At 59.0% G+C, this 22,285-nt stretch carries 15 protein-coding genes; 7 read left to right on the forward strand and 8 right to left on the reverse strand.

Translation table 11 applies throughout. From position 1 onward, the window contains the following. Positions 1 to 79 precede the first annotated feature (79 nt). Entirely contained in the window at positions 80 to 523 is a 444-nt protein-coding gene (locus tag AC2D8U_RS03095; protein WP_484617575.1) for an Hsp20 family protein, read from the reverse strand. Between the two features lie 239 nt (positions 524 to 762). Here AC2D8U_RS03095 and AC2D8U_RS03100 point away from each other — a divergent pair, with 239 nt between their 5' ends. After that, positions 763 to 2,325 (forward strand): AbgT family transporter, encoded by a 1,563-nt coding sequence (locus AC2D8U_RS03100; protein ID WP_484617576.1) that lies wholly within the window; start codon positions 763 to 765, stop codon positions 2,323 to 2,325. 1,073 nt (positions 2,326 to 3,398) lie between these two features. After that, positions 3,399 to 5,288: a methyl-accepting chemotaxis protein gene (locus AC2D8U_RS03105; RefSeq protein WP_484617577.1), complete on the forward strand. Its 1,890-nt coding sequence runs from the start codon at positions 3,399 to 3,401 to the stop codon at positions 5,286 to 5,288. Between the two features lie 45 nt (positions 5,289 to 5,333). On the opposite strand, the gene AC2D8U_RS03110 is transcribed toward AC2D8U_RS03105, so the two are convergent. The 6 genes from AC2D8U_RS03110 to xerD form a co-directional block, all read right to left on the reverse strand. Then, the gene (locus tag AC2D8U_RS03110) at positions 5,334 to 5,753 is read right to left on the reverse strand and encodes an acyl-CoA thioesterase (RefSeq protein ID WP_484617578.1); all 420 of its coding nucleotides are present in this window, start codon (positions 5,751 to 5,753) and stop codon (positions 5,334 to 5,336) included. 169 nt (positions 5,754 to 5,922) lie between these two features. After that, positions 5,923 to 7,191 (reverse strand): DEAD/DEAH box helicase, encoded by a 1,269-nt coding sequence (locus tag AC2D8U_RS03115; protein WP_484617579.1) that lies wholly within the window; start codon positions 7,189 to 7,191, stop codon positions 5,923 to 5,925. Between the two features lie 120 nt (positions 7,192 to 7,311). Beyond that, the gene (locus AC2D8U_RS03120) at positions 7,312 to 8,193 is read right to left on the reverse strand and encodes an AEC family transporter (protein ID WP_484617580.1); all 882 of its coding nucleotides are present in this window, start codon (positions 8,191 to 8,193) and stop codon (positions 7,312 to 7,314) included. Positions 8,194 to 9,278: 1,085 nt separating this feature from the next. Next, positions 9,279 to 11,003, reverse strand: a complete 1,725-nt coding sequence (gene recJ, locus AC2D8U_RS03125) for a single-stranded-DNA-specific exonuclease RecJ (protein ID WP_484617581.1) — start codon at positions 11,001 to 11,003, stop codon at positions 9,279 to 9,281. A gap of 74 nt (positions 11,004 to 11,077) precedes the next feature. Beyond that, entirely contained in the window at positions 11,078 to 11,788 is a 711-nt protein-coding gene (gene dsbC, locus AC2D8U_RS03130; protein ID WP_484617582.1) for a bifunctional protein-disulfide isomerase/oxidoreductase DsbC, read from the reverse strand. 163 nt (positions 11,789 to 11,951) lie between these two features. Then, complete coding sequence (gene xerD, locus AC2D8U_RS03135; RefSeq protein ID WP_484617583.1) at positions 11,952 to 12,842, reverse strand: site-specific tyrosine recombinase XerD; 891 nt, start codon at positions 12,840 to 12,842, stop codon at positions 11,952 to 11,954. Between the two features lie 177 nt (positions 12,843 to 13,019). Here xerD and AC2D8U_RS03140 point away from each other — a divergent pair, with 177 nt between their 5' ends. The 3 genes from AC2D8U_RS03140 (at position 13,020) to AC2D8U_RS03150 (ending at position 18,443) form a co-directional block, all read left to right on the forward strand. Beyond that, positions 13,020 to 14,207: an efflux RND transporter periplasmic adaptor subunit gene (locus AC2D8U_RS03140; RefSeq protein WP_484617584.1), complete on the forward strand. Its 1,188-nt coding sequence runs from the start codon at positions 13,020 to 13,022 to the stop codon at positions 14,205 to 14,207. Then, positions 14,207 to 17,356 (forward strand): efflux RND transporter permease subunit, encoded by a 3,150-nt coding sequence (locus tag AC2D8U_RS03145; protein ID WP_484617585.1) that lies wholly within the window; start codon positions 14,207 to 14,209, stop codon positions 17,354 to 17,356. Before AC2D8U_RS03140 ends, AC2D8U_RS03145 begins: the two co-directional genes overlap by 1 nt. Positions 17,357 to 17,582: 226 nt before the next feature. Next, a complete protein-coding gene (locus AC2D8U_RS03150; protein ID WP_484617586.1) occupies positions 17,583 to 18,443 on the forward strand; it encodes an esterase/lipase family protein in 861 nt (286 codons plus the stop codon). Positions 18,444 to 18,563: 120 nt separating this feature from the next. Here AC2D8U_RS03150 and brnQ read toward each other — a convergent pair whose 3' ends face one another. Continuing rightward, positions 18,564 to 19,886 (reverse strand): branched-chain amino acid transport system II carrier protein, encoded by a 1,323-nt coding sequence (gene brnQ / locus AC2D8U_RS03155; protein ID WP_484617587.1) that lies wholly within the window; start codon positions 19,884 to 19,886, stop codon positions 18,564 to 18,566. A gap of 415 nt (positions 19,887 to 20,301) precedes the next feature. On the opposite strand from brnQ, the gene AC2D8U_RS03160 reads away from it, so the two are divergent. Both AC2D8U_RS03160 and srmB read left to right on the forward strand, forming a co-directional pair. After that, positions 20,302 to 20,967 (forward strand): tRNA1(Val) (adenine(37)-N6)-methyltransferase, encoded by a 666-nt coding sequence (locus AC2D8U_RS03160; protein WP_484617588.1) that lies wholly within the window; start codon positions 20,302 to 20,304, stop codon positions 20,965 to 20,967. Then, entirely contained in the window at positions 20,964 to 22,199 is a 1,236-nt protein-coding gene (srmB, locus tag AC2D8U_RS03165; protein ID WP_484617589.1) for an ATP-dependent RNA helicase SrmB, read from the forward strand. Before AC2D8U_RS03160 ends, srmB begins: the two co-directional genes overlap by 4 nt. The last annotated feature ends 86 nt before the right edge of the window (positions 22,200 to 22,285 follow it).

Consider the following 22,285-nt stretch of genomic DNA (forward strand, 5'->3'; position numbering starts at 1 on the left):
AGAGGGAGGGGCTTTGGAGTTTGGGATCAAAAAAGCCGGGATGGTTCCCGGCTTTATGCATCTTGTTTGGTAATGGGGCTTAGCTGGCTTTGGCTTCCAGTACCCGCTCACCGCCGATGTTGATCTTGCGGGGCTTCATCGCCTCGGGAATTTCACGAACCAGTTCGATATCGAGCAGGCCGTTGCGCAGGTCGGCATTGGTCACCTTGACGTGCTCGGCCAGGCGGAAGCGGCGCTTGAAGTTGCGCTCGGCAATGCCCTGATGCAGGAACTGGCGGCCCTCTTCGCCCTTCTGGCGGCGGCCTTCGACCAGCAGGGTGTCCCCCTCGACCTCAATATCCAGCTCAGACTCGTCGAAACCGGCGACGGCCATGGTGATCCGGTAGTGATCCTCTTTAACCAGCTCGATGTTGTAGGGGGGGAAGCCATTTTGTTCATGGCGCATCGCCTCATCCATCACCTTGGCAAAACGATCAAAACCGATGGCGGATTTATACAGGGGGGTCAGATCAAAAGTACGCATAGTGTGTGTCCTCGTTTGAGCAACAAAATTGTGTTGATACCAGAGCCACTCGGGCCTCTTCGGCGGGCCTCCCTTGAGCACCCGCAATAAGGATCTGGGAGCGGTCGATTCGCTTTTAAAGGGGGGAGGGGGAAAAAATCGCAACCAAGCGACTCAGCACCACTAGGCCAGGAATATTTACACTTTTAACTCAGCCTGTTAGCTTGTGGCGCACAATAATAACGACAAGAGATCCTGCCATGGTTCACAGCGAAAAAGAGGTCACACCTGAGGCGCAAACTGCCCTGATCAGCCGTATAGAGAAGATCGGCAAGGCGATCCCCGATCCGGTCATTATCTTTATCTTCCTGCTGGCAGCCGGACTGGGCCTGACCGCGCTGATCGGCGGCCACAGCTTCGAAACCCTGGGCCGTGACGGTGGCCTCGTTACCTATACCATCAAGGACATGACCAGCACGGAAAACATACGCTGGCTGTTTGATAATGCCATCCTGGCCAACTGGCTGGCCTACGGTAATGGTGTACTCGGGGTGATCCTGGTGGTGATGCTGGGGGTGGGGATCGCTGAACACTCCGGCCTGTTGACTGCGGTGATCAAAGCTCTGGCCAGCCGCCTGAGTGATAAAATGTTGGCCCCGGCGGTGATCTTTATCGGGATCATGAGCTCCATGGCCACGGACGCAGGCTACCTGGTGCTGATCCCCCTGGCGGGTCTGCTCTATGCGGGCCTGGGAAAAAATCCGCTGATTGGCATGGCGGCCGCCTTTGCCGGGGTCTCCGCCGGTTTTTCTGCGAACCTGCTGCCGGCTACTCCGGTGGATGTGATCATTGGCACCAATGCCCAGGCTTTTGCCGAGGCTCAGGGCGTGCCCTTTGAAAACGGCGCCGGAGATCCCCTGACGCCCGCCACCATGCACTACTACTTCATCCTGGCCTCGACCCTGATGCTGGTGCTGGTGGGCGGCTTTGTGACCCGACGCTTCGTTCAGCCCAGGCTGGAGCGGATGGCGTACGTGCTGCCTGAAGAGATCGATCTCTCCGACTTTCGCCTCAGCGACACCGAGCGAAAGGGACTCAAGGCCGCGGGCCTGGGTCTGCTCGCCGCCCTGGGGTTGGTGCTGGCCCTGGCCCTGGGTCCCCTGGCGCCCTACACCAATGAGGCGGGGCGCACCATCACCCCCTATCTGGATAATGTCATCATACTGATCGCCCTGGTGTTTGCCTTGGTGGGGCTGGCCTTTGGCTATCGGACCGGACGCTTTAGCGCAATGGCGGACGTGGTTCAGGCGATGGTGAAACAGATGAACACCCTGGGCTATATCCTGGTGTTGACCTTCTTTAGCTACAACTTCCTGGGGCTGCTGAAGCACTCGGAGCTGGGCACCTACATCACCTACCTGGGGGCCAACTTCCTCACCGGGATGGGGCTGGAGTCCTTCCCCATCGGGCTGATCCTCGGCTTTATCCTGGTCACGGCCGTGATCAACCTGTTTGTCGGTGGACTGGTCTCCAAGTGGATGCTGCTGGGGCCGATCTTCATTCCCATGCTCTATCAGGTGAACGGTGCCATGACGCCGGACATGGTGGCGGCGGCCTATCGGGTGGCGGACTCCTGCACCAATATCATCACCCCCATGATGGGCTACGCCGGGGTGATCCTGGCCTTTATGCGCAAGTACAAACCCGATCTCTCCATCGGCGAGATGATCATCATGATGGTGCCGTATTCCTTCGCCTTCCTGCTGGCCTGGTCGATGCTGCTGATCGGCTTCTTCAGCTTCGGGATCCCGCTGGGGTTTTAGGTTCCGTGAACGAAACCTAAAGGAGAGCGGCAGGCATCGCATGATGGTGCCGCTCATTCCACAATCCTTCGCCTTACTGCTGGCCTGGTCGATGCTGCTGATCGGCTTCTTCAGCTTCGGGATCCCGCTGGGGTTTTAGGTTCCGTGAACGAAACCTAAAGGAGGGCGGCAGGCATCGCATGATGGTGCCGCTCATTCCACAATCCTTCGCCTTCCTGCTGGCCTGGTCGATGCTGCTGATCGGCTTCTTCAGCTTCGGGATCCCGCTGGGGTTTTAGGTTCCGTGAACGAAACCTAAAGGAGAGCGGCAGGCATCGCATGATGGTGCCGCTCATTCCACAATCCTTCGCCTTACTGCTGGCCTGGTCGATGCTGCTGATCGGCTTCTTCAGCTTCGGGATCCCGCTGGGGTTTTAGGTTCCGTGAACGAAACCTAAAGGAGGGCGGCAGGCATCGCATGATGGTGCCGCTCATTCCACAATCCTTCGCCTTACTGCTGGCCTGGTCGATGCTGCTGATCGGCTTCTTCAGCTTCGGGATCCCGCTGGGGTTTTAGGTTCCGTGAACGAAACCTAAAGGAGGGCGGCAGGCATCGCATGATGGTGCCGCTCATTCCACAATCCTTCGCCTTCCTGCTGGCCTGGTCGGGCGTCAACCTGTGCCGGGGAAATCGGGAAAACCGAGAAATTGGCTTTCGTTGAGCCTCGCTTCGCTCGACGTCAACCTACGCGGGGATACCGGGGAGATCGGGGAAATCGCGAAATTGGCTTTCGTTGAGCCTCGCTCCGCCGGGCGTCAACCTACGCGGGGATACCGGAGAAAACCGCGAAATTGGCTTTCGTTGAGCCTCGCTGCGCCGGGCGTCAACCTACGCGGAAAAACCGGAGAAGCCGAGGTTCGGTATAAACGGGTGCCCGGATTTAGCTGACTACAACAAACCCAGGCCTTACCTAGCCCGCTTGCATACGTATTCATTGAAAAATCAGTCGCCTGCCGGACCTGTGCTGGTGATATTGCTCATTAGGCGGCACCCATGGGGTGCATCTTGAGACGCGGAACAATAGGGAGAGAAGATGAGAGCCACCGGATCTTTGGCCGCGCGTTTGACGCTGGTAGGTGCCTTGGCGTGTTTTCTGGTTGCCAGCGGATTGCAGATCAGCCACGGCATTGCCATGTATGGCCGGTCAATGGATGAAGTGCACAGGGTGTTGGCCGTGGCGCTGGACAACTATGGCCGTTATCTCGGTGAGTGGTTCGACGGTAAGAAGCGGATATTAAGTACGACTCGGCTCTCAGCCCAGGGCAGCGCGATCCTGGAGCCACTGCGCCAGGCCCGGGATGCAGGCGGATTTGAAAATACGTTTATGGTTTACCGGGACGGTGAGCAGCATAACGCCAACGAGACGCGCTTTCCGCCACAGGATGATTTTCGCCAGACAGGTTGGTACCAGGCGGTAGAGCGTCAATGGCAACTTGGGCACCATGACGTCTTTATGGATGCGCCCAGTGTGGCCACGGCCACCGGCAGCCTGGTGACCTCTTTTGGTGCCCCGATCTTCGATCCCCAGGGACGTTGGTTAGGGGTCGCGGGGGCCGATCTGGAGATCACCGAGATCCTCGAGCGTCTTGGGCGCATCGAGCTGCCCGCTGCCGGCGAGGTGATGGTGATCGATTCCCAGGGGCGGATCTTTGCGCATCGCCAAACGGGGCGTATCGGCCAGCCTCTGACCCGGCACTATGCCGATCTCGCAGGACTGGCCCTGGTCCCAGGGTCCCGAGAAAGTATGCTGGCGGGACGCACCGTGTTGCTCGATCTGGCCCCTGTCGAGGGGTTTGAATTGATGACCCTTGCCTATGTCGATAAGTCCCAAGCGTTGGCCCACCTACGACTGACCCTGGTGAAAAGTGGGGGGGTGGCGCTGGGGATCCTGTTACTGGCAATGCTGGGGTTTCGCACTTTGGCTCGCTGGCAATTGGAGCCCCTGCGTCGGCTGAACCGGTCGCTGCGGGGCATTGCCGATGGTCGTGGGGATCTGACCCAGCGCCTCCCGGTTCAGGGTAGCGCCGAAATGGTGCTGCTGGCCGAGAGCTTTAATGGCGTGATGGCTAACCTGAATGGCACATTGGGGCAGCTTCGTGAGGGGATCATTGCGGCCCGAGACAGTGCCGGGGAGGGTCAGGTATTGGCGGATCAGGCCCAGCGACAAACCCAGCTCCAGTTGAGCCAGTTGCAAAAGACCAGTGCAGCCCTGGATGAGTTGGTCGCAGCGACGGCTCAGATCACAGGTAATGCCAAGCAGGCGGTGACCAATGTGGCTCAAACGGTGGAGCGCTCGCAACAGGGACGGATACTGGTGGAGGAGGCCAATGAAGGCATGAGCCGGGTGGCCAGCCAGTTGCAACAAGCGGCCCCCGTGGTGGAAGCCCTGGCGGGCAGCTGTGCGGGGATCGCCAAGGTACTGCAAAACATCGAGGGGATCGCCGAGCAAACGAACCTGCTGGCACTCAATGCAGCCATAGAATCGGCGCGGGCCGGTGAGCAGGGCCGTGGATTCTCTGTCGTAGCTGAGGAGGTCAGGGCATTGGCATTGCGAACCCAGGGAGCGACAGGGGAGATCCGTCAGATGATCGTTCAGCTACAACAGCACAGTGACGATGTGGTGGCGGTGATCCACGATAACAGTGAGGGAGCCGACCGCACCTCAGAACAAGTCCGTCAGGCCCGGCTTCATTTCGAGCAGATCGCCGACGCCAATGCCCAGCTTCATACCATGGTCACGGAGATCGCCCTGGCCAGTACGGAGCAGAGTCAGGGGACGGAGCAGATCAGCCTGAATGCCAAAGCCGTCGCCGAGGCGGTGGATGAACTGGAGCGGCTGAGCCAGCAGCAGTTGCACAGTGCCGGACAGATCCATGCCGGAGGTGAGGGGCTGGTTCAACGGGTCAGCCAATATCGGCTCTAAGAGGCAAATTCAGACCGCCAGCCGGGAGTGACGGTCTGAAATCATTTAAAGGGCCTCCAGTGCCTGATACAGGGCGTGGGGCAATGGCCGGGGGCGGCCGCTCTGGATGTCGATGCACACGACTTCGGCGCTGCCCCGAGTAACCAGGGCTTGCTGGGTCTGGCTGTAGATCCCGTACTCCATAACCAGGCGATCGGACTTGAGCTCACCGATCCGAACTCCCAGTAGCAGTTGGTCGGGGAACACCACCGGGCGGCGGTAGCGGGCCTGAGTCGCGGACAGGATGGGGGCCAACCCTTCGGCCGTAAGGTGCTCGAGCATCTCCAACTTTTGAAAAAAATGGATCCGCACATTTTCGAAATAACGGAAGTACACCACGTTGTTCACATGCCCTAAGGCATCCATCTCGCCCCAGGCCACCGGCTGTTCCATCCAGATGGGGTAATCTTGCTTAAACTTGCTCATCGCTTGCCCTGCGTTAAAACGAACGTTTGATTTCATTTTACGTTAGCAGTCAGGCCGATATGGAACAAGGCTCTCGGGGAGAGCCTTGTCTCTTGGAAGTGCCTGTGTTCGGAAGCGCTACCGGGCACCCGGATCTTAGCGCCCGGCATCTGAAACCAGCACCGAAGACTTATCGCTTGGCCTTGCCTTTGCGGGCCCGCATGGCTCGCTCACCGGCGCTTTGGTCGGTGGGGTTGTTGGCCCGAGCCTGCTTACGGGTATAGCGTTGCTTGTTGTGCACTTCGTAGATCAGGTTGGTACGATCTTTGACCGCATAACCCGGTTGGTTGATGCGATGGATCTGCTGGCCGATTAGGTTCTCGATCTGGGCGACGGAGAGCTCCTCGTCGCGTCCCACCAGGGAGATGGCATGGCCCCGTTGTCCGGCACGACCGGTGCGACCGATGCGGTGGACATAGTCCTCGGCCAAGAATGGTACGTCGTAGTTAAGGACATAGGGCAGGCCCTGGATATCCAGGCCCCGAGCGGCCACATCGGTGGCCACCAGTACACGGATCTTTCCTTCCTTAAACTCCCGCAGGGCACGACGACGAGCTCCCTGCCCCTTGTCACCATGACAGGCTGCGGCAGGCACGCCGTATTGGTTGAGCTCCGCAACCACGGCGTCGACGGACTCCTTGTAGTTGGCGAACACCAACACCTGGTTCCAGTTTTTACGACCGATCAGCTCTACCACCAGATCCAGCTTGCGCTCGTCATCAACGGGATAGATCACGTGGGAGACGGTTTCGGCGGTGGCATTTTGTGGTGCCACGGCGACGACAACCGGGTTGCTCAGGCTCTGGGTGGCCAATTGCTTCATCTTCGGTGGGTAGGTGGCGGAGAACAGCATGGTTTGATGCTTGGGTGGCACCAACGCCATCACCCGCTTTAGCTCGCCGGCAAAGCCCATATCGAGCATACGGTCCGCTTCATCCAATACCAGATGGGCCACCTGGCTCAGGCTGACATTGCCCTCGCTGACGTGCTCCAGCAGGCGTCCTGGGGTAGCAACCAGGATATCGACGCCATTTTTCAGCCGCTCCGCCTGACCGGCCATCTTGGTGCCACCGTAAACCACCTCTACCGTCAGTTCGGCGTATTGGGTGTAGTCACGGCAGTTGGTGGCGATCTGGGCAGCCAACTCCCGGGTGGGGGCGAGGATCAGGGCGCGGATCTGACGGCCCTGGCGCTGCTTCGGGTTGTCCAGCAGCTGTTGGATAATGGGCAGCGAGAAGGCGGCGGTCTTACCTGTGCCGGTCTGGGCGTTGGCCAGGATATCCCGCCCCTTGCGCGCGGCGGGGATCGCCTTGCGCTGGACCGGGGTCATCTTGTCGTAGCCGCACTCGGTGACGGCGCGAACGATTTCCGGGCCAAAGCCCTGGGAAGCAAAACTCATGGTGATTCCTGACCGACTGAAAAATACGGGCGCGAATTATACCTGAATAATCATAGCTTGTCGGCGCTAGCCACGATCTGGGGGCAAAGCGCCCTTTATTCCCGGCATTTTGGCGATGCCTCAGGCCAGCTGAAAGGCCAGGATCAGCAGGATGGGCAGGGTGATCAGGGTTAAAAAGTTGCCAAACAGGATCATCGCCGACATCTGGTGGGGCGACACGTTATAGCGCTCGGCAAACAGGTAATTCATCACCGCCGGCGGCAGCATGCAGAACAGCAGCATCATCTGACGGTGCAGCAGGGGCAGATCCATGACCAGCTCGACCACCCCGAAGGTGATGGCCCCGGTGAGCAGGCCCAGCAGGGTGGCCGCGACGCCCAACTTGAGATCGCGCCAGTGGAGCCGCACCAGCTGCCCGCCCAGGCCCAACAGCATCAGGGGAATGGCTGCCTGGCCCGCCAGCTCCGCCGCCTGGATTAAGGGATTCCACAGGGTGATCCCGCTCAGGTTCAGGCCGACGGCCAGCAAGGCGGCAGGCATCAGGGGCGAGCTCAGCAGGCCCGACAGAGACAGTTTGCCCTGAAACAAGGCCAGCCCTATGGTCAGGTGCAGCATGGAGGCGACGGCAAACAGCAGTACGGCAGGCTCTTGTGCAACCTCACCAAAGGCAAAGAAAAACAGGGGAATGGCCAGATTGCCACCATTGCGAAACATCTGCGGCAGTGCCCACAAGGGGAAGGACAGTCCCAATAGGCGGGCCAGGGGCCAGATCAGGACTCCGGGCAGGAGGACAGCAATGATGCAGGCCAGGATCAGATCTTGTACTCCGCTATTGGCCAATGGCAGTTGCAACAGGGAGCTGAACACCAGGGCGGGCACACAGACGGCCATATTGATCCGGTTCATCTGACTGAAATCCGGCTTTATCGTCCGTGCCAGGAGAAAGCCCGTCAGGGCGATGGCAAACAGGGGAAACAGGATGGCACTCAAGGTGGCGAACATCGAAACTCCATCGAACACTTCAGTAAATACAACGTACTAGAACGATACGAACCCCACACTTTATCACATTCGTGCAGCATCTGGCGGCCCTGGGTTGCCCTGGCTGTTCCTCGGGATCCGTTCATGCACGGCGCAATGAGGCGCAACGGTTTGCGGCGGTTTTTGGGGATGGGTGTTGAGCTTCGCTTAGGCTCAACTCAACCTACAATTTTGTCCCGACATTCCCGCGTAGGTTGACGTCGAGCGGAGCGAGGCTCAACGGTTCCCCGGTTTCCCCGGTTTCCCCTCGTAGGTTGACGTCGAGCGCAGCGAGGCTCAACGGTTTCCCCGCGTAGGTTGACGCCCGGCGCAGCGAGGCTCGACGTTTTGCGGCGGTTTGGGGGATGGGTGTTGAGCTTCGCCTAGGCTCAACTCAACCTACAATTTTGTCCCGATGATCCCGCGTAGGTTGACGCCCGGCGCAGCGAGGCTCAACGGTTTACGGCGGTTTTGGTTGGTGGGTGTTGAGCTTCGCTTAGGCTCAACTCAACCTACAATTTTGTCCCGACATTCCCGCGTAGGTTGACGCCCGGCGGAGCGAGGCTCAACGGTTTGCGGCGGTTTGGGGAATGGGTGTTGAGCTTCGCTTAGGCTCAACTCAACCTACGATTCTGCGCAGATCTCCGGTACCAGCGTAGGTTGACGTCGAGCGGAGCGAGGCTCAACGTTATTCCCCGGTTTCCCTCGTAGGTTGACGCCCGGAGCAGCGAGGCTCAACGCTTTGCGGCGGTTTGGGGGGATGGGTGTTGAGCTTCGCTTAGGCTCAACTCAACCTACAATTTTGTCCGGGTTTACGGTTTCCCTCGTAGGTTGACGTCGAGCGGAGCGAGGCTCAACGGTTTACGGCGGTTTTGGTTGGTGGGTGTTGAGCTTCGCTTAGGCTCAACTCAACCTACAATTTTGTCCGGGTTTACGGTTTCCCGCGTAGGTTGACGTCAAGCGCAGCGAGGCTCAACGGTTTTCCCCGCGTAGGTTGACGCCCGGCGCAGCGAGGCTCAACGTTTTCACCAGATTTGAGTGGTATGTTGAGTCAGGGTTTCGTTGGGTTAAGCCGGCTCGAGGTATTCCACCAGCAACTGGACACTGTCACGCCCGCGCCAGTGATTGATGTCCAGCTTGTACGCCAGGGTTACCCAAGCCACTGAGGCATTAGGCCAAGTTTTGAGATCCACATTGAAGGCGATGGCGTCGAGCTGCACCTGGCCACACTCACTCTCCACCGCCAGCTTCAGATGTTTCTGCCCCACCAGACGCTGATCGAGAATACGGAACCTGCCATCGAACAGGGGTTCGGGGAAGTTCTGGCCCCAGGGACCGGCACTGCGCAGCAGGCCCGCTGTTTCCAGGTTAAGCTCGGCTGCCGTCAGCTCTCCGTCGGACAATAGCACGCCGGTCAGGGCTTCCTCCTCCAGGGTTGCTCGCACCGCTTGATCATAAGCGCTGGCAAATCGATCGTAATCCACTTCGCGCAGGCTGAGTCCGGCGGCCATGGCATGCCCCCCAAACTTGAGGATCATTCCCGGGTGGCGGGTATCGATCCCCTCCAACAGATCCCGCATGTGCAAGCCGGGAATGGAGCGGGCCGAGCCCTTGATCTCGCCATTGCCCGCATCGGCGAAGGCGATCACCGGGCGGTGGAACTGCTCCTTGATGCGCGAGGCCAGGATCCCGATCACTCCCTGATGCCAATCGCTCTGGTACAGGGCAACGCCCCAGGGCAGGGCTTCACCAGAGAGATCCAAGCGAGCCAGCGCCTGCACCGCTTCCTCCTGCATCCCCTGTTCTATCTCCCGTCTTTCCTGGTTGAGTCGATCCAGCTCGGAGGCGATCTGACGCGCTTCGACCATATCATCCGCCAGCAGGCAGGCTATCCCCAGGGACATGTCATCCAGACGACCCGCCGCATTGAGCCTCGGCCCCACGGCAAAGCCCAGATCCGAGGCCACCAGGCGGGCGGGCTCCCGCTGGGCCACCTCCAGCAGCGCCTTGATCCCGGGTCGGCAGCGTCCCGCTCGGATCCGTCGCAGCCCCTGCTGCACCAGCAAACGGTTGTTGTGATCCAGCGGCACCACGTCCGCAACCGTGCCCAGGGCCACGATATCGAGCAATTCGGCCATGTTGGGCAGGGGTAATTGTGCCTGGGCGAACCAGTTGCGCTGACGCAGCTCACCGCGCAGGGCCAGCATCAGATAGAAGGCGACCCCGACCCCGGCCATCGCCTTGGAGACGAAGGGGCATTCGTCCCGGTTGGGGTTGATGATCACATCGGCATTAGGCAGGGTGGCACCAGGAAGGTGGTGATCCGTGACAATAACCGTCATCCCCGCATCTTTTGCGGCCTGCACCCCAGAGTGTGCGGAGATCCCGTTGTCCACGGTGATCAACACCTCGGCACCGGCCTGCACTGCCAATTCCACCAGCGCCGGACTCAGGCCGTAGCCATAATCAAAGCGATTAGGCACCAGGTAGTCGACAAATTGGGCCCCCATGGCCCGCAACGCCAGCATGGAGAGGGCACTCGAGGTGGCGCCATCGGCATCGAAGTCCCCGACGATCAGGATCCGGCGATTGGCGGCGATGGCATCGGCCAACAGGGCGGCACCTTGGGCTGCGCCGGACAGGGTTTGCGGATCCAGCAAGTCGACCAACTCCAGTTGCAGAGCCTTGGGATCGGCCACGCCACGGCGGGCGTAGATCTGGCGTAGCAGGGGCGCAAGGGTATCGGGCAGATGGCTGTCATCCACCAAGGGGCGACGGATCAGATTTACCATGGGCAGGCTCGGTCGGAGAAAAAACAAAAGGCGTGCATCACGCACGCCTTTGGGCTTATCGGTCGTACGCTAGCTTACTGGGTTTTCAGGGCCATCAGCAAGCGCTCAGGCGGCAGGTAACCCGGCACCAGAGTACCATTTTCCAGCACCAGTGCGGGAGTACCGCTTACGCCGAAAGTACCACCCAGGGCATAGTGTTCGGCCACCTGGTTGTCACACTGTTTGGCCGCACCGGCTTTACCACTGGCCTTGGCCGTGGTCATCGCCTCCTGTTTATCCTCGGCACACCAGACGCTTTCCATCTCACGCCAGGCCGCTGTGCCCTGGCCACCACGGGGGAAAGCCAAGTACCGGATGGTGATCCCGCGCTCGTTGTAACCGGCCATGTCATCATGCAGCTTGCGGCAGTAACCACAGCTGATATCGGTAAAGACGGTCACCACGTACTGCTCGTCCTTGGCCGGAAAGACAATCATCGAGTCCTCCATGGCCTCCAGCTTGGCCTTGCGTACGCTCCCCATGGCCTGCTCGGTGAGGTTGGTCATGCCATTCTCGATGTCATAAACATTGCCGTGCAGTAAACGCGTACCGTCGGCGCTGACATAGAGCAGCCCCTGGGGGGTGATCACCTGAAAAAAGCCCTCAATGGGTGCCACGGTTAGCTCGGTGGCCGAGATCCCCAGCTTTTCCTGCAATGCAGCCTTGGCTTTACCCGTGGCGTCGTCCGCCAGGGCGGTCCCCAGGCTCAGGGCACCCGCGATCACAATGGAGAGTGCTTTCTTCATCTCATCATTTCCTTTCATTCAGTGGCGTCTTACAGCATAGACCGGCGCGCGTTGGCAAAACTTACCTTAGACGTGAACACAATGCCATGGCCAGACTTTGATAACCCAAACTCGGCTAACGTTTCGATGGTGCCAGGCTCGTACCTTGTGATCTCGAAGCAGCTCAAGGCCTTGGATGATGCGCCTCGTGCAGCGCCTGCAAACGGGCCTGGGCCACATGGGTGTAGATCTGCGTTGTGGAGAGATCACTGTGACCCAGTAACAACTGTACGACCCTCAGATCGGCCCCATGGTTCAACAGATGCGTCGCAAAAGCATGACGCAGGGTATGGGGCGACAGTGGCTTGTCGATCCCGGCCTTTAACGCATAGTGCTTGATGCGATACCAGAACGTCTGTCGGGTCATCTGCACCCCCCGCAAGCTGGGGAACACCACGTCAGACCGGTTCAATCCCAATAGCGAGCCCCTCGCTTCCTTTAGATAGTGCTCCAATACGAACTGCGCCTGCTCTCCCATGGGGACCAGGCGCTCCTTCCCCCCTTTGCCGGTGATCCGCACCACTCCCTGTCGCAGGCTGATCTGCTCCAACTGCAGGCTCACCAGTTCGGTCACTCGCAGCCCCGTGGCATAGAGCAGCTCCATCATCGCCCGATCCCTCAGCTGCACGGGATCGCCCTCCTCCGGTGCGGCCAGCAGAGCTTCCACATCGCTTTCACTGAGGGTGTCCGGCAATACCTTGGGCAGCTTGGGCCTGGCAATCAGTATCATGGGATCCGTGCCAATCCGTCCATCCGCGGCCAGTTGGGCATAGAAGCGACGCAGGGATGACATGGCTCGGGCGGTCGAGGAGCGCGCCAGCCCCTGCTCATGGCGCCAGGCCAGGTATTGCCGCACCAACTCGCCATCGACCTGGCACAATGAACGCTGCTGTTGTTCAACAAAACGGGCAAACGCCATCAGATCCGTTCGATAGGCCGACAGGGTATTATCCGATAGCCCCCGTTGGGACCAGAGGCGGTCGCAGAATGCCTCGATCTCGTGTTCCATGGTCATAAATTTGCAGAAAAATAGAGAGTTATAGACCAGCCTAAAGACCACAAGAGTGGGATTCAATGGCCCAAGTCGCCATGGGCCGAAATATACCCTTTTACAATTAGCCGCTTTCGTTCCCTTTACCTCGTGTTAACGTATGCTCCCATAGGTTGAGATTTTGTGGAAAAGGAATAGCCAATGAGTCTGTGGATACGACGCCTGCTGCCTCCCGTTATGGTGCTGGGGGCATTTGTGCTGGCGTTTATCGCCCTGATGGCCACCAAGCAAGCTCCCGAAAAGAAGGAGCAACAAGAAGCCCTCCCCATTGTCGAAGTCGTCGAGCTCACCCCCAGCTCTCACCAGTTGATCCTCAGTTCCTATGGCGTAGTAAAGCCCAAGCACGACGCACAGTTGGTGGCGGAGATCGGCGGACGCCTGATCGAACTGGCACCGGAGTTTGTGGTGGGACAACACGTCACTCAGGGCCAGTTACTGGCCCGGATCGAGCCCGCCGACTATCAGGCCAACCTGATGCAGGCACAGGCGGGTCTGGCCCAGGCCCGAGCCCAGTTGCAGGAAGAGATCGCCCGAGGCAAAGTGGCCGAAACCGAATGGCGGGGCGTAATAGAGGGGATCCCACCGGAGTTGGGGCTGCGCAAACCCCAACTGGCCAAGGAGCAGGCCAATGTCCGCAGCGCCGAGGCCACCCTGGCCCGTGCTCAGCGGGATCTGGAGCGCACCGAGATCCGTGCGCCGTTTGATGGCATCGTGACCGAACGTAACGTCGATCTGGGGCAGTACATCAACGTCAGCCTCAACCTGGGCCGGATCCAGGGTACGGCTCTGGCCGAAGTGAGACTGCCCCTGCCCCCCGAGGAGCTGGCCTACCTGGAACAGGAGGGCGATGCCGAGGTGATCCTCACACAGGATCTGGCCGGCAAGCGCCGGGAGTGGCCGGCTCGCATCGTCCGCTCCGAAGGGGTGATCAACGACGCCAACCGCATGATCTATCTTGTGGCTCAACTCACCGATCCCTATGCCCTGCATCATGATGGCCTGCCACTGAATTTCGGCAGCTTCGTCAATGCCCGGATCAAGGGACGCCGGCTCGATAACCTGGTCGATCTTCCCCGTCACGCGGTGCGCAGCCAAAGGATCACCATAGTCAAAGCCGACAACACCGTGGAGCTGCGCCAGGTGGAAGTGGTCCGGGCCGATCTGGAACGGATCTATATTCGTACCGAGCTCGCCCCGGGTGAGCGGATCAGCCTGAATGCCCTGGATGCCCTCGATAACGGCCGAAAAGTTAAGGTGGCCGGTGAGCCTCAACCCGAACAGCGCAGCCCAACCGGCACCAGCCAGATGGCGGTGGCAGGAGGCCTGTAATGAGAAAAACGGACAGCAACAAAGGGATCATTGCCTGGTTTGCCCGCAACCCGGTGGCAGCCAACCTCTTGATGGTGATCCTGATGGCCGGCGGCCTGTTCTCGGCACTGACCATCAACAAAGAGGTATTCCCCAAGTTTGAAATCAACCAGGTAATGGTGCGAGTTGCTTATCCTGGCGCCGCTCCTCAGGAGATAGAAGAGGGGATCACCATCAAGATCGAGGAGTCGATCAAAGACATTGAGGGGATCAAACGGATCCGCTCAGTGGCTCGGGAGGGATCCGGTGACGTCCGAGTTGAGGTTCTGGACAAGTTTGATCCCAAAGTGATTCTGGACGAGATCAAACTGCGGGTCGATGCCATCGCCACTTTTCCCGACAGCATCGAAAAACCCAATATCTACCAGCTCAAACCCGAAGCCAGTGTGATGTGGGTATCGGTGGCCGGCGATCGACTCACCGAGACCGAACTCAAGGAACTGGGTAAGACCATTCGGGACGATATCACCTCCCTGCCCGGCGTCACCAACGCCGAACTGCAAGGTGCCAAAGCTTATGAGATCGCCATCGAGGTGTCGGAGAGCAAGCTGCGGGAGTATCGGCTGACCTTTAATGATGTGGCAGCAGCGGTCAATGCGTCCTCGCTCAACCTGCCCGGAGGCTCCATTCGGGCCGAAGGAGGCGATATCTTGCTGCGCACCGATGGCCAGGCCTATGTCCAGGGAGACTTCGACCGCATCGTGCTGCGCAGCCTGCCCGATGGCTCCCGCCTGCTGCTGTCGGACGTTGCCACCATCCGGGATGGCTTCGAGGAGCGCCTGGGGCTGGCCCGATTCGATGGCGAAAAGTCGGTAGTGATCGCCGTGCGCAGTGTCGGCGATCAGGATGCCCTGTCCATCGCCAAACGGGTCAAGCAGTACATCGCCGACAAGCAGGAGAGTCTGCCAGAAGGGGTCGTGCTGGCCCACTGGGGGGACATGACCCAGTTCCTCTCCGGACGCCTGGATATGATGCTCAAAAACATGAGCCAAGGGGCCCTGCTGGTCTTCCTGGTCCTGGCGCTGTTCCTGCAGCTAAAGGTGGCCTTCTGGGTGATGATGGGCCTGCCCATCTGTTTCCTCTCCGCCCTCTTCTTTATGCCATTTGAGCCCATGAGCCTGTCGATCAACATGATCACCCTGTTCGGCTTCATCCTGGTGCTCGGGATCGTCGTCGACGATGCCATCGTGATCGGCGAGTCCGCCTATGCCCAGACGGAGAAGGACGGTCACAGCGCTGAAGCGGTGATCAAAGGGGCTCAGAAAGTCGCCATGCCAGCCACTTTCGGCGTCCTCACCACCATCGCCGCCTTTATCCCCATGCTGATGGCCACCGGCTTCCTCGGCGTGATTGGCGGTGCCATCGCCTGGGTGGTGATCCTCTGCCTGGGCTTCTCCCTGGTGGAATCCAAATGGATCCTCCCGGCCCACCTGGCCCATATGACGCCGCCCAAGCCGGGGCAAGGCTGGGGACCCTGGCTGCGCTTCAAACAGAGATTCAATGACGCCATACAACACCTCATCTACCAAGGCTATAAACCTGCCATGTCATGGCTGATGGATCACCGCTACTCGGTTCTGGCGTTCTTTATCGGCCTGATGATCCTCTGCAGTGGCCTGCTCCTCTCCGGCCAGGTGCGCTTTATCGTGTTTCCCAATATCCCCTCGGACTTCATCGAGGTAAGCGTCGAGATGGAGCCAGGCGTGTCCGAACGACAGACCCTGGATGCCATTGAAAAACTCGAAACCAGCCTGTTCCGGGTGGATGAACAGATCCGCCAGGAGCAGGGGATCGACGTGGTCAAACATGTCTTTGTCTGGTCCGGCAGCCGAACCAGTGCGCACATGGTGATCGAGCTCACCAGTGGCGAAGAGCGGGAGCAACTCGATGCGGTCATGATCGCAGCCCGGTGGCGGGAAACCATGCCCGAGCTGGTGGGGGTCAAGATCCTTGATATCAATGCCTCTACCGGAGATCAGGGCTCAGACGTGGCGTTTCGTCTCAACAGCAAGGATATGGATCAGCTGCTGGCCGCCAGCAACGATCTCAAGACGGCCCTGGCCGAATACGAAGGCCTGTACGACATCCAAGACAACTACTCCTCCGGCTCCCAGGAGATCCGTCTGGCCATCAAGCCCGAGGCCGAGGCCCTGGGCCTGACCCTATCGGATCTGGCCCGACAGGTGCGCTGGGGCTTCTACGGTTATGAAGCCCAGCGGATCCTGCGCAACAAGGAGGAGGTCAAGGTGATGGTGCGTTACCCCGCCGAGCAGCGCCGCACCATAGGTCATCTGGAAAACATGCGGATCCGCACCCCGGCTGGCCAGGAGGTGCCCTTCTCCACCGTGGCCCATATCGAACTGGCCAAGAGTTTCTCGGCCATCACCCGCACCAATGGTATTCGCTCCATCACGGTCAAGGCGCGGGCCTTCAAGGAGAAAGTGGAACCCGGCAAGATCTTGAGCGAAGTGAACGAGACCACCATCCCTGCACTCAAAGAGCGCTATCCGGGACTGACCACCGCCTTGGATGGTAGCGCCGAGGAAGATGCGGAAAATACCTTGCTGATGCTCCAGGGAACCTTCTTCGCCCTCTTTACCATCTTTGCCCTGATGGCGATCCCGCTCAAGTCCTACAGCCAGCCCTTGATCATCATGTCGGTGATCCCCTTTGGCATGATCGGGGCCGTGGTCGGCCACTTCCTACTGGGGCTGGATCTCTCCATGCTCAGCCTATTTGGGATCATCGCCCTAGCCGGTGTCGTGGTAAACGACTCATTGATCATGGTGGACTTCGTCAATCAGGCCCGAGCCGATGGCCACTCGTTGAAGGCCTCGGTCCAGGAAGCAGGGACACAGCGATTCCGCGCCATCGTCCTGACCTCCCTGACCACCTTCCTGGGGCTGGTGCCCATCACCCTGGAGACCAGCCTGCAGGCCAAAATCGTGATCCCCATGGCCGTATCCCTGGCGTTTGGGATCCTGTTCTCCACCCTGGTGACTCTGGTGCTGGTACCCACCCTCTACCTGATCCTCGATGACGTTAAGCGCCTGCTGAAATGGTGGTGGCGACCCGGCGGTGTCCCCCATCCACTGAGCCACAGCGACTAACGAACAATTTGGGGTCAGAGTAAAAACTCCCTGCGCCAAAGCAGACCACACAGGTCCAAAGGCATGTGTTTTTACTCTGACCCCAAATTCCAAGGGAGAAACAAGGATGTTCTGGCAAGGGTTAACGTCCACTCTGCTGAGCCTGACAATGTTGGCGGGCTGCGCGAGCTTGAGCGGAGCAGGATCAAATTCGGATGCTCAAAGCGGAGAAGGATCGATCCCCGGATTGAGCCGCTGTCACAGCCAAGCGCTCCAACCAATAGATGTCACACCGGGTGAGCCCATCACTGTGCTGGTTCATGGCTGCTTCAGCTCAGCCGGACGCTTTGAAGCCCTGGCCGATGTGCTCGCGTTTCATGGACAACAGGCGATCTGCTACAGCTATGATGATCGGGACAGTCTGATCAGCAGTGCAGAGGGCTTGAGTCGGGCGCTAGAGCAACTGTCCCAGCAAACCCAAGCTCCCCAAATCACGGTGATCGGACACAGCCAGGGCGGTTTGATCGCCCGCAAGGCACTGACCACCTCACTTCCTCAGCCCTTAGCCCTGCCAGCCAACGCCAAAGGTCTCCCGAAGATCGAGCTGGTCACGGTTTCCGCACCGCTGGCCGGGATCCGTGCCGCCGAGGCCTGTGCCAATCCCTGGCTACGGATCGCCACCCTCGGGCTCCATGATCTGGCATGCCGTGCCATCAGTGGGAGAAAGTGGTACGAGATAACCCATGCCTCAGAATTTATTCGAGAGCCCGGAGCACTGCAGGAATCCGTCCAGCGTTACTTATTGATCGCGACGGATGAACGAGGCAGCTGCAGGACATGGGATCCTCAGGGGCAATGCGAGAAGGACGATTACGTTTTTTCTCTTGAAGAGCAGCATCTGGGCAACCATGGCGGCGGCCTATTAGCCGTGCGTCATCAACTGGAGGCGGGTCATGCGGAGATAGTCGGAGAGGAAGGAATGGTGCCGTACAAGTTGATCCACAGCCTACAACAGCATGGCTATATCAAGAGCACGCCACTCGCTCATCGCAGCGCCTTTGACCAACTGCTTCGGCATCTCTATCTAAGCAATTTGGGGTCAGAGTAAAAACTATAAAGGGAGTCGGTGTGATTTGACCGGGTGTCGGGAGTTTTTACTCTGACCCCAAATTCAAACTGCAAAAAAAAGCCCCCCGATCATCGGAGGGCTTTTTCATATATCGAGTGTTTACGCTTGCTCGGTGGCTGCCTCGATGGCTTCCCCACGCTTGTAAAGCATGCCGGCAATCAGGGTGACCAGCACTGGGACGATCCAGGCCATATGAATGTCGTACAGCGGCAGGAAGGCGAAGAGCTCAACCAGAGGTGCCGCCAAACCCGCTACGTTCAGGCCGCTCAATACGCCGGTGAACAGGGCACCGATAAGCATGGCCGCCAGTGTCACGGTGCGAGCCGCAATGGCAGGACGGGCAAATACGAAGATCACCAGGGCCATGGCAACCGGGTAGATGATGAACAGCACTGGGATGGAGATGGCGATCAGCTGCTCCAGACCGATATTGGCCACGAACAGACAGACTGCGGCACAGATCAGCACCCAGTTACGGTAACCCAGGTTGATCTGACCGTTGAAGTACTCGGCAAATGCGGTGGTCAGGCCTACGGCCGTGGTCAGACAGGCCAGTACCACGACGGCAGCCAGGATCACGCCACCAAAACCACCAAACAGGTTCTGAACGTAGGCCGCCAGGATGGCGCCACCATTGGTCGCATCCGCCGCGAACTCGGAGCTTACGGAACCGACGTAGAACAGGGAGATGTAGACAAATGCCAGACCGACAGCGGCGATCACGCCGGCAATCATCATGTAACGAGCCTGGGCAGAAGGATCGGTAACCCCTTGACGACGCAGGATATCAACCAGCAGAGTGCCGAAAATCATCGCCCCCAAGGCATCCATGGTCATGTAGCCTTCCAGGAAGCCGGTGGTAAAGGCATCCGTTGCCCAACCGCCCTGTGCCTCGGCAACCGGGGCTGCTGGCGCGAAGAAGACGGAGATGGCGAGAATGGACAGCAGGGCGATCAGGGTTGGGGTCAATGCCTTACCGATGATGTCCATCAGCTTGCCCGGGTAGAGGGCCAGCAGAGTGGCAACAGCGAAGAACCCCAGGGTAAAGATCGCTTGGCTGGTCCCCGTGGCTTCACCCAGGAAAGGCACAGCACCGATCTCATAGGCCACCAGACCGGTACGTGGCGTCGCGAAGGCTGGACCGATAACGATAAAGATGGTTGCGGCAATCGCGGTGCTGACCCAAGCAGGCAGGCCACGGGTCATGGCCGGAACACCGCCCCCGACACGAGCGATTGCCACCAGGCAGATCAACGGCAGGCTAACGGCGGTGATCAAAAAGCCCAGCATGGCCGGCAGCATATTTGCGCCGGACTGGAGACCCGCCAATGGCGGGAAGATGATGTTGCCCGCGCCCAAAAAGAACGCGAAGAGCATGAACCCGAAACTTAAGGTATCGGCGGTGGATAATTTTTTGCTCAAAACTGACCTCTACTACGGCGGCTTTGTTGTTATAACGATTTCCTGAGCTCCACCATGTCAATGTGTACACCTAAATTTACAGGCCTGACATACACTATCGATGGGTTCCTTGAGCATTAATCCTTCATTTGCCGCGTTTTTCCCTTGGTTTCATCGCCAGCATGGCCAACTGGATACGAAGACAAGGGAAAATCGTGCTAACTCGACAGATGCACTAATACCAGCACAATCCACCAATTTCAAGCACAAACACCAAACGATAACAATTGAATTCTTTCTCCTCACATTGGCCCTCGGCGCATTTTCCACAAATTGGTGGCAAAATCTGCTAAAGTCTGCGCCCCCGTAACGAGCGAACCCCGGATCCATGCCCTTTACCTTTAAGCAATTTCATGTGGATGATGACCACTGCGGAATGAAAGTCAGCACCGATGCGGTGTTGCTTGGGGCCTGGGCTCACGTGCCTGTGCGGGGTACTCTGGTGGATATCGGAACCGGCTCTGGGATCCTGGCTCTGATGGCCGCCCAGCGCTGTGATGCTCATATTTTTGCCGTCGAGATGGACGCCGCTGCTGGGTGTCAGGCGCAGGCCAACTTTGATCTCAGCCCCTGGTCGGAGCAGTTGAGCCTGATCCCGCAGGATATTCAGACCTGGCAACCAGAGAAGCCGGTGGATGCCATCCTTTGCAACCCGCCCTACTTCACCAGCGGCGAACGTACGGCAAAGTGCCAGCGGCGTGCCCAGGCACGCCACCATGACAGCCTGAGTCATCCGGCTCTACTGGCCACCATCGAGCGCTTGCTAAGGCCTACGGGCTGTGCCAGCCTGATCATGCCAGCAACAGAGGCCGATGCGCTGTTGAAACAGCTAGAACAATATAAGCTGTACCCGGTACGTAGGTGTCGGGTACAAACCAAAGCAGATAAGCCGGTGCAGAGGGTTCTGCTTACCCTGTCACTCGCGCCACAACCTTGTCTCGATGAGACCTTGGTGATCCACGACGCCGATGGCCGTTATAGCGAGGCATTTTGTCGTCTCACCGAGGATTTTTACTTGAATATTGGATCGCAACGCCAATGAGCTTCCCCGAACTCGATCTTGACCCAAAACTGGAACGTGCCCTGCTAGAGGCCGGGTACACCAAACCTACCACCATTCAGAAGGCCGTGCTTGAATCCGCCCTGGAGCAACGCGACATCCTGGCCAGCGCCCCAACCGGCACCGGAAAAACGGCGGCGTTTCTGCTGCCAGCCATCCAGCACCTGCTGGACTTCCCACGCCGGGATCCGGGCCATGCCCGAGTGCTGATCCTGACCCCGACTCGTGAACTGGCAGAGCAGGTCCGTCAGTACGGACAGAAGTTGCTGGCCGGTACCGATCTCTTTATTGGTGCCATCGTCGGAGGACGTGACTTCCAACTGGATGCAGATCTCCTGCGCGGCAACTTGGATATCCTGGTCGCAACCCCGGGACGCCTGCTGCAGTATCTGGAAGATGAAAAATTTGATCCCCGCCAGGTGGAAGTTCTGATCATCGACGAAGCGGACCGCATGCTGGACATGGGCTTTATGCCTTCGGTACAGCGCCTGGCGGACGAGGTGCGCTGGCGCAAGCAGACCATGTTGTTCTCCGCCACGCTGGAGGGCAAGGGCCTGGAAACCTTTGTCGAGACCCTGCTGGACGATCCGCTGCGTTGCGATGCCAAGCCGCCACGCAGCGAGAAGCAGAAGATCAACCAGATGGCCTACCGCTGTGACGATGCCGGGCACAAGTTCAAGATCCTGCGCCACCTGATGGCCCAGGAAGATTGTGAGCGCAGCATCATCTTCTGTCGCACCAAAGAGCGCGCCACCGAACTGCACGCCAAGCTGTTTGCCAACAAGTTCCGTGTCGCCGTATTGCAAGGCGGTATGACCCAGGCTAAGCGCGACGATGCCCTGCTGAAGTTCAAAGAGGGCCGGGTCAAGCATCTGATCGCCACCGACGTGGCCGCACGGGGCCTGGATGTTCCTCAGATCAGCCATGTGTTCAACTATGACATGCCACGCAGCGGTGACGTTTATCTGCACCGTATCGGTCGTACCGCCCGTGCAGGGGCTAAAGGCACCGCCATATCGCTGATCGAGGCTCATGATCACCCAATGCTGGCCAAGGTGCAGCGCTACACTGATGAGCCCATCCGCAACCGAGTGATCGAGCACCTGCGACCACAGACCAAAGCGCCTAAGTTCAGCAAGCCGAAAAAAGCGAAGGTAACGAAAGGGGCAAAGAAAAACACGAAAAAAGCCGGGACAAAGCGTAAGACAAAGTAACGACTTGGCGCTCTTCTCAGGTAACCGCATCCACGAGGTGGCTTTGGATGAGCCAGGCACCTCGTGGTAACATCTCCGCATAATCA

The sequence above is a fragment of the Ferrimonas sp. YIN67 genome (assembly GCF_057219095.1).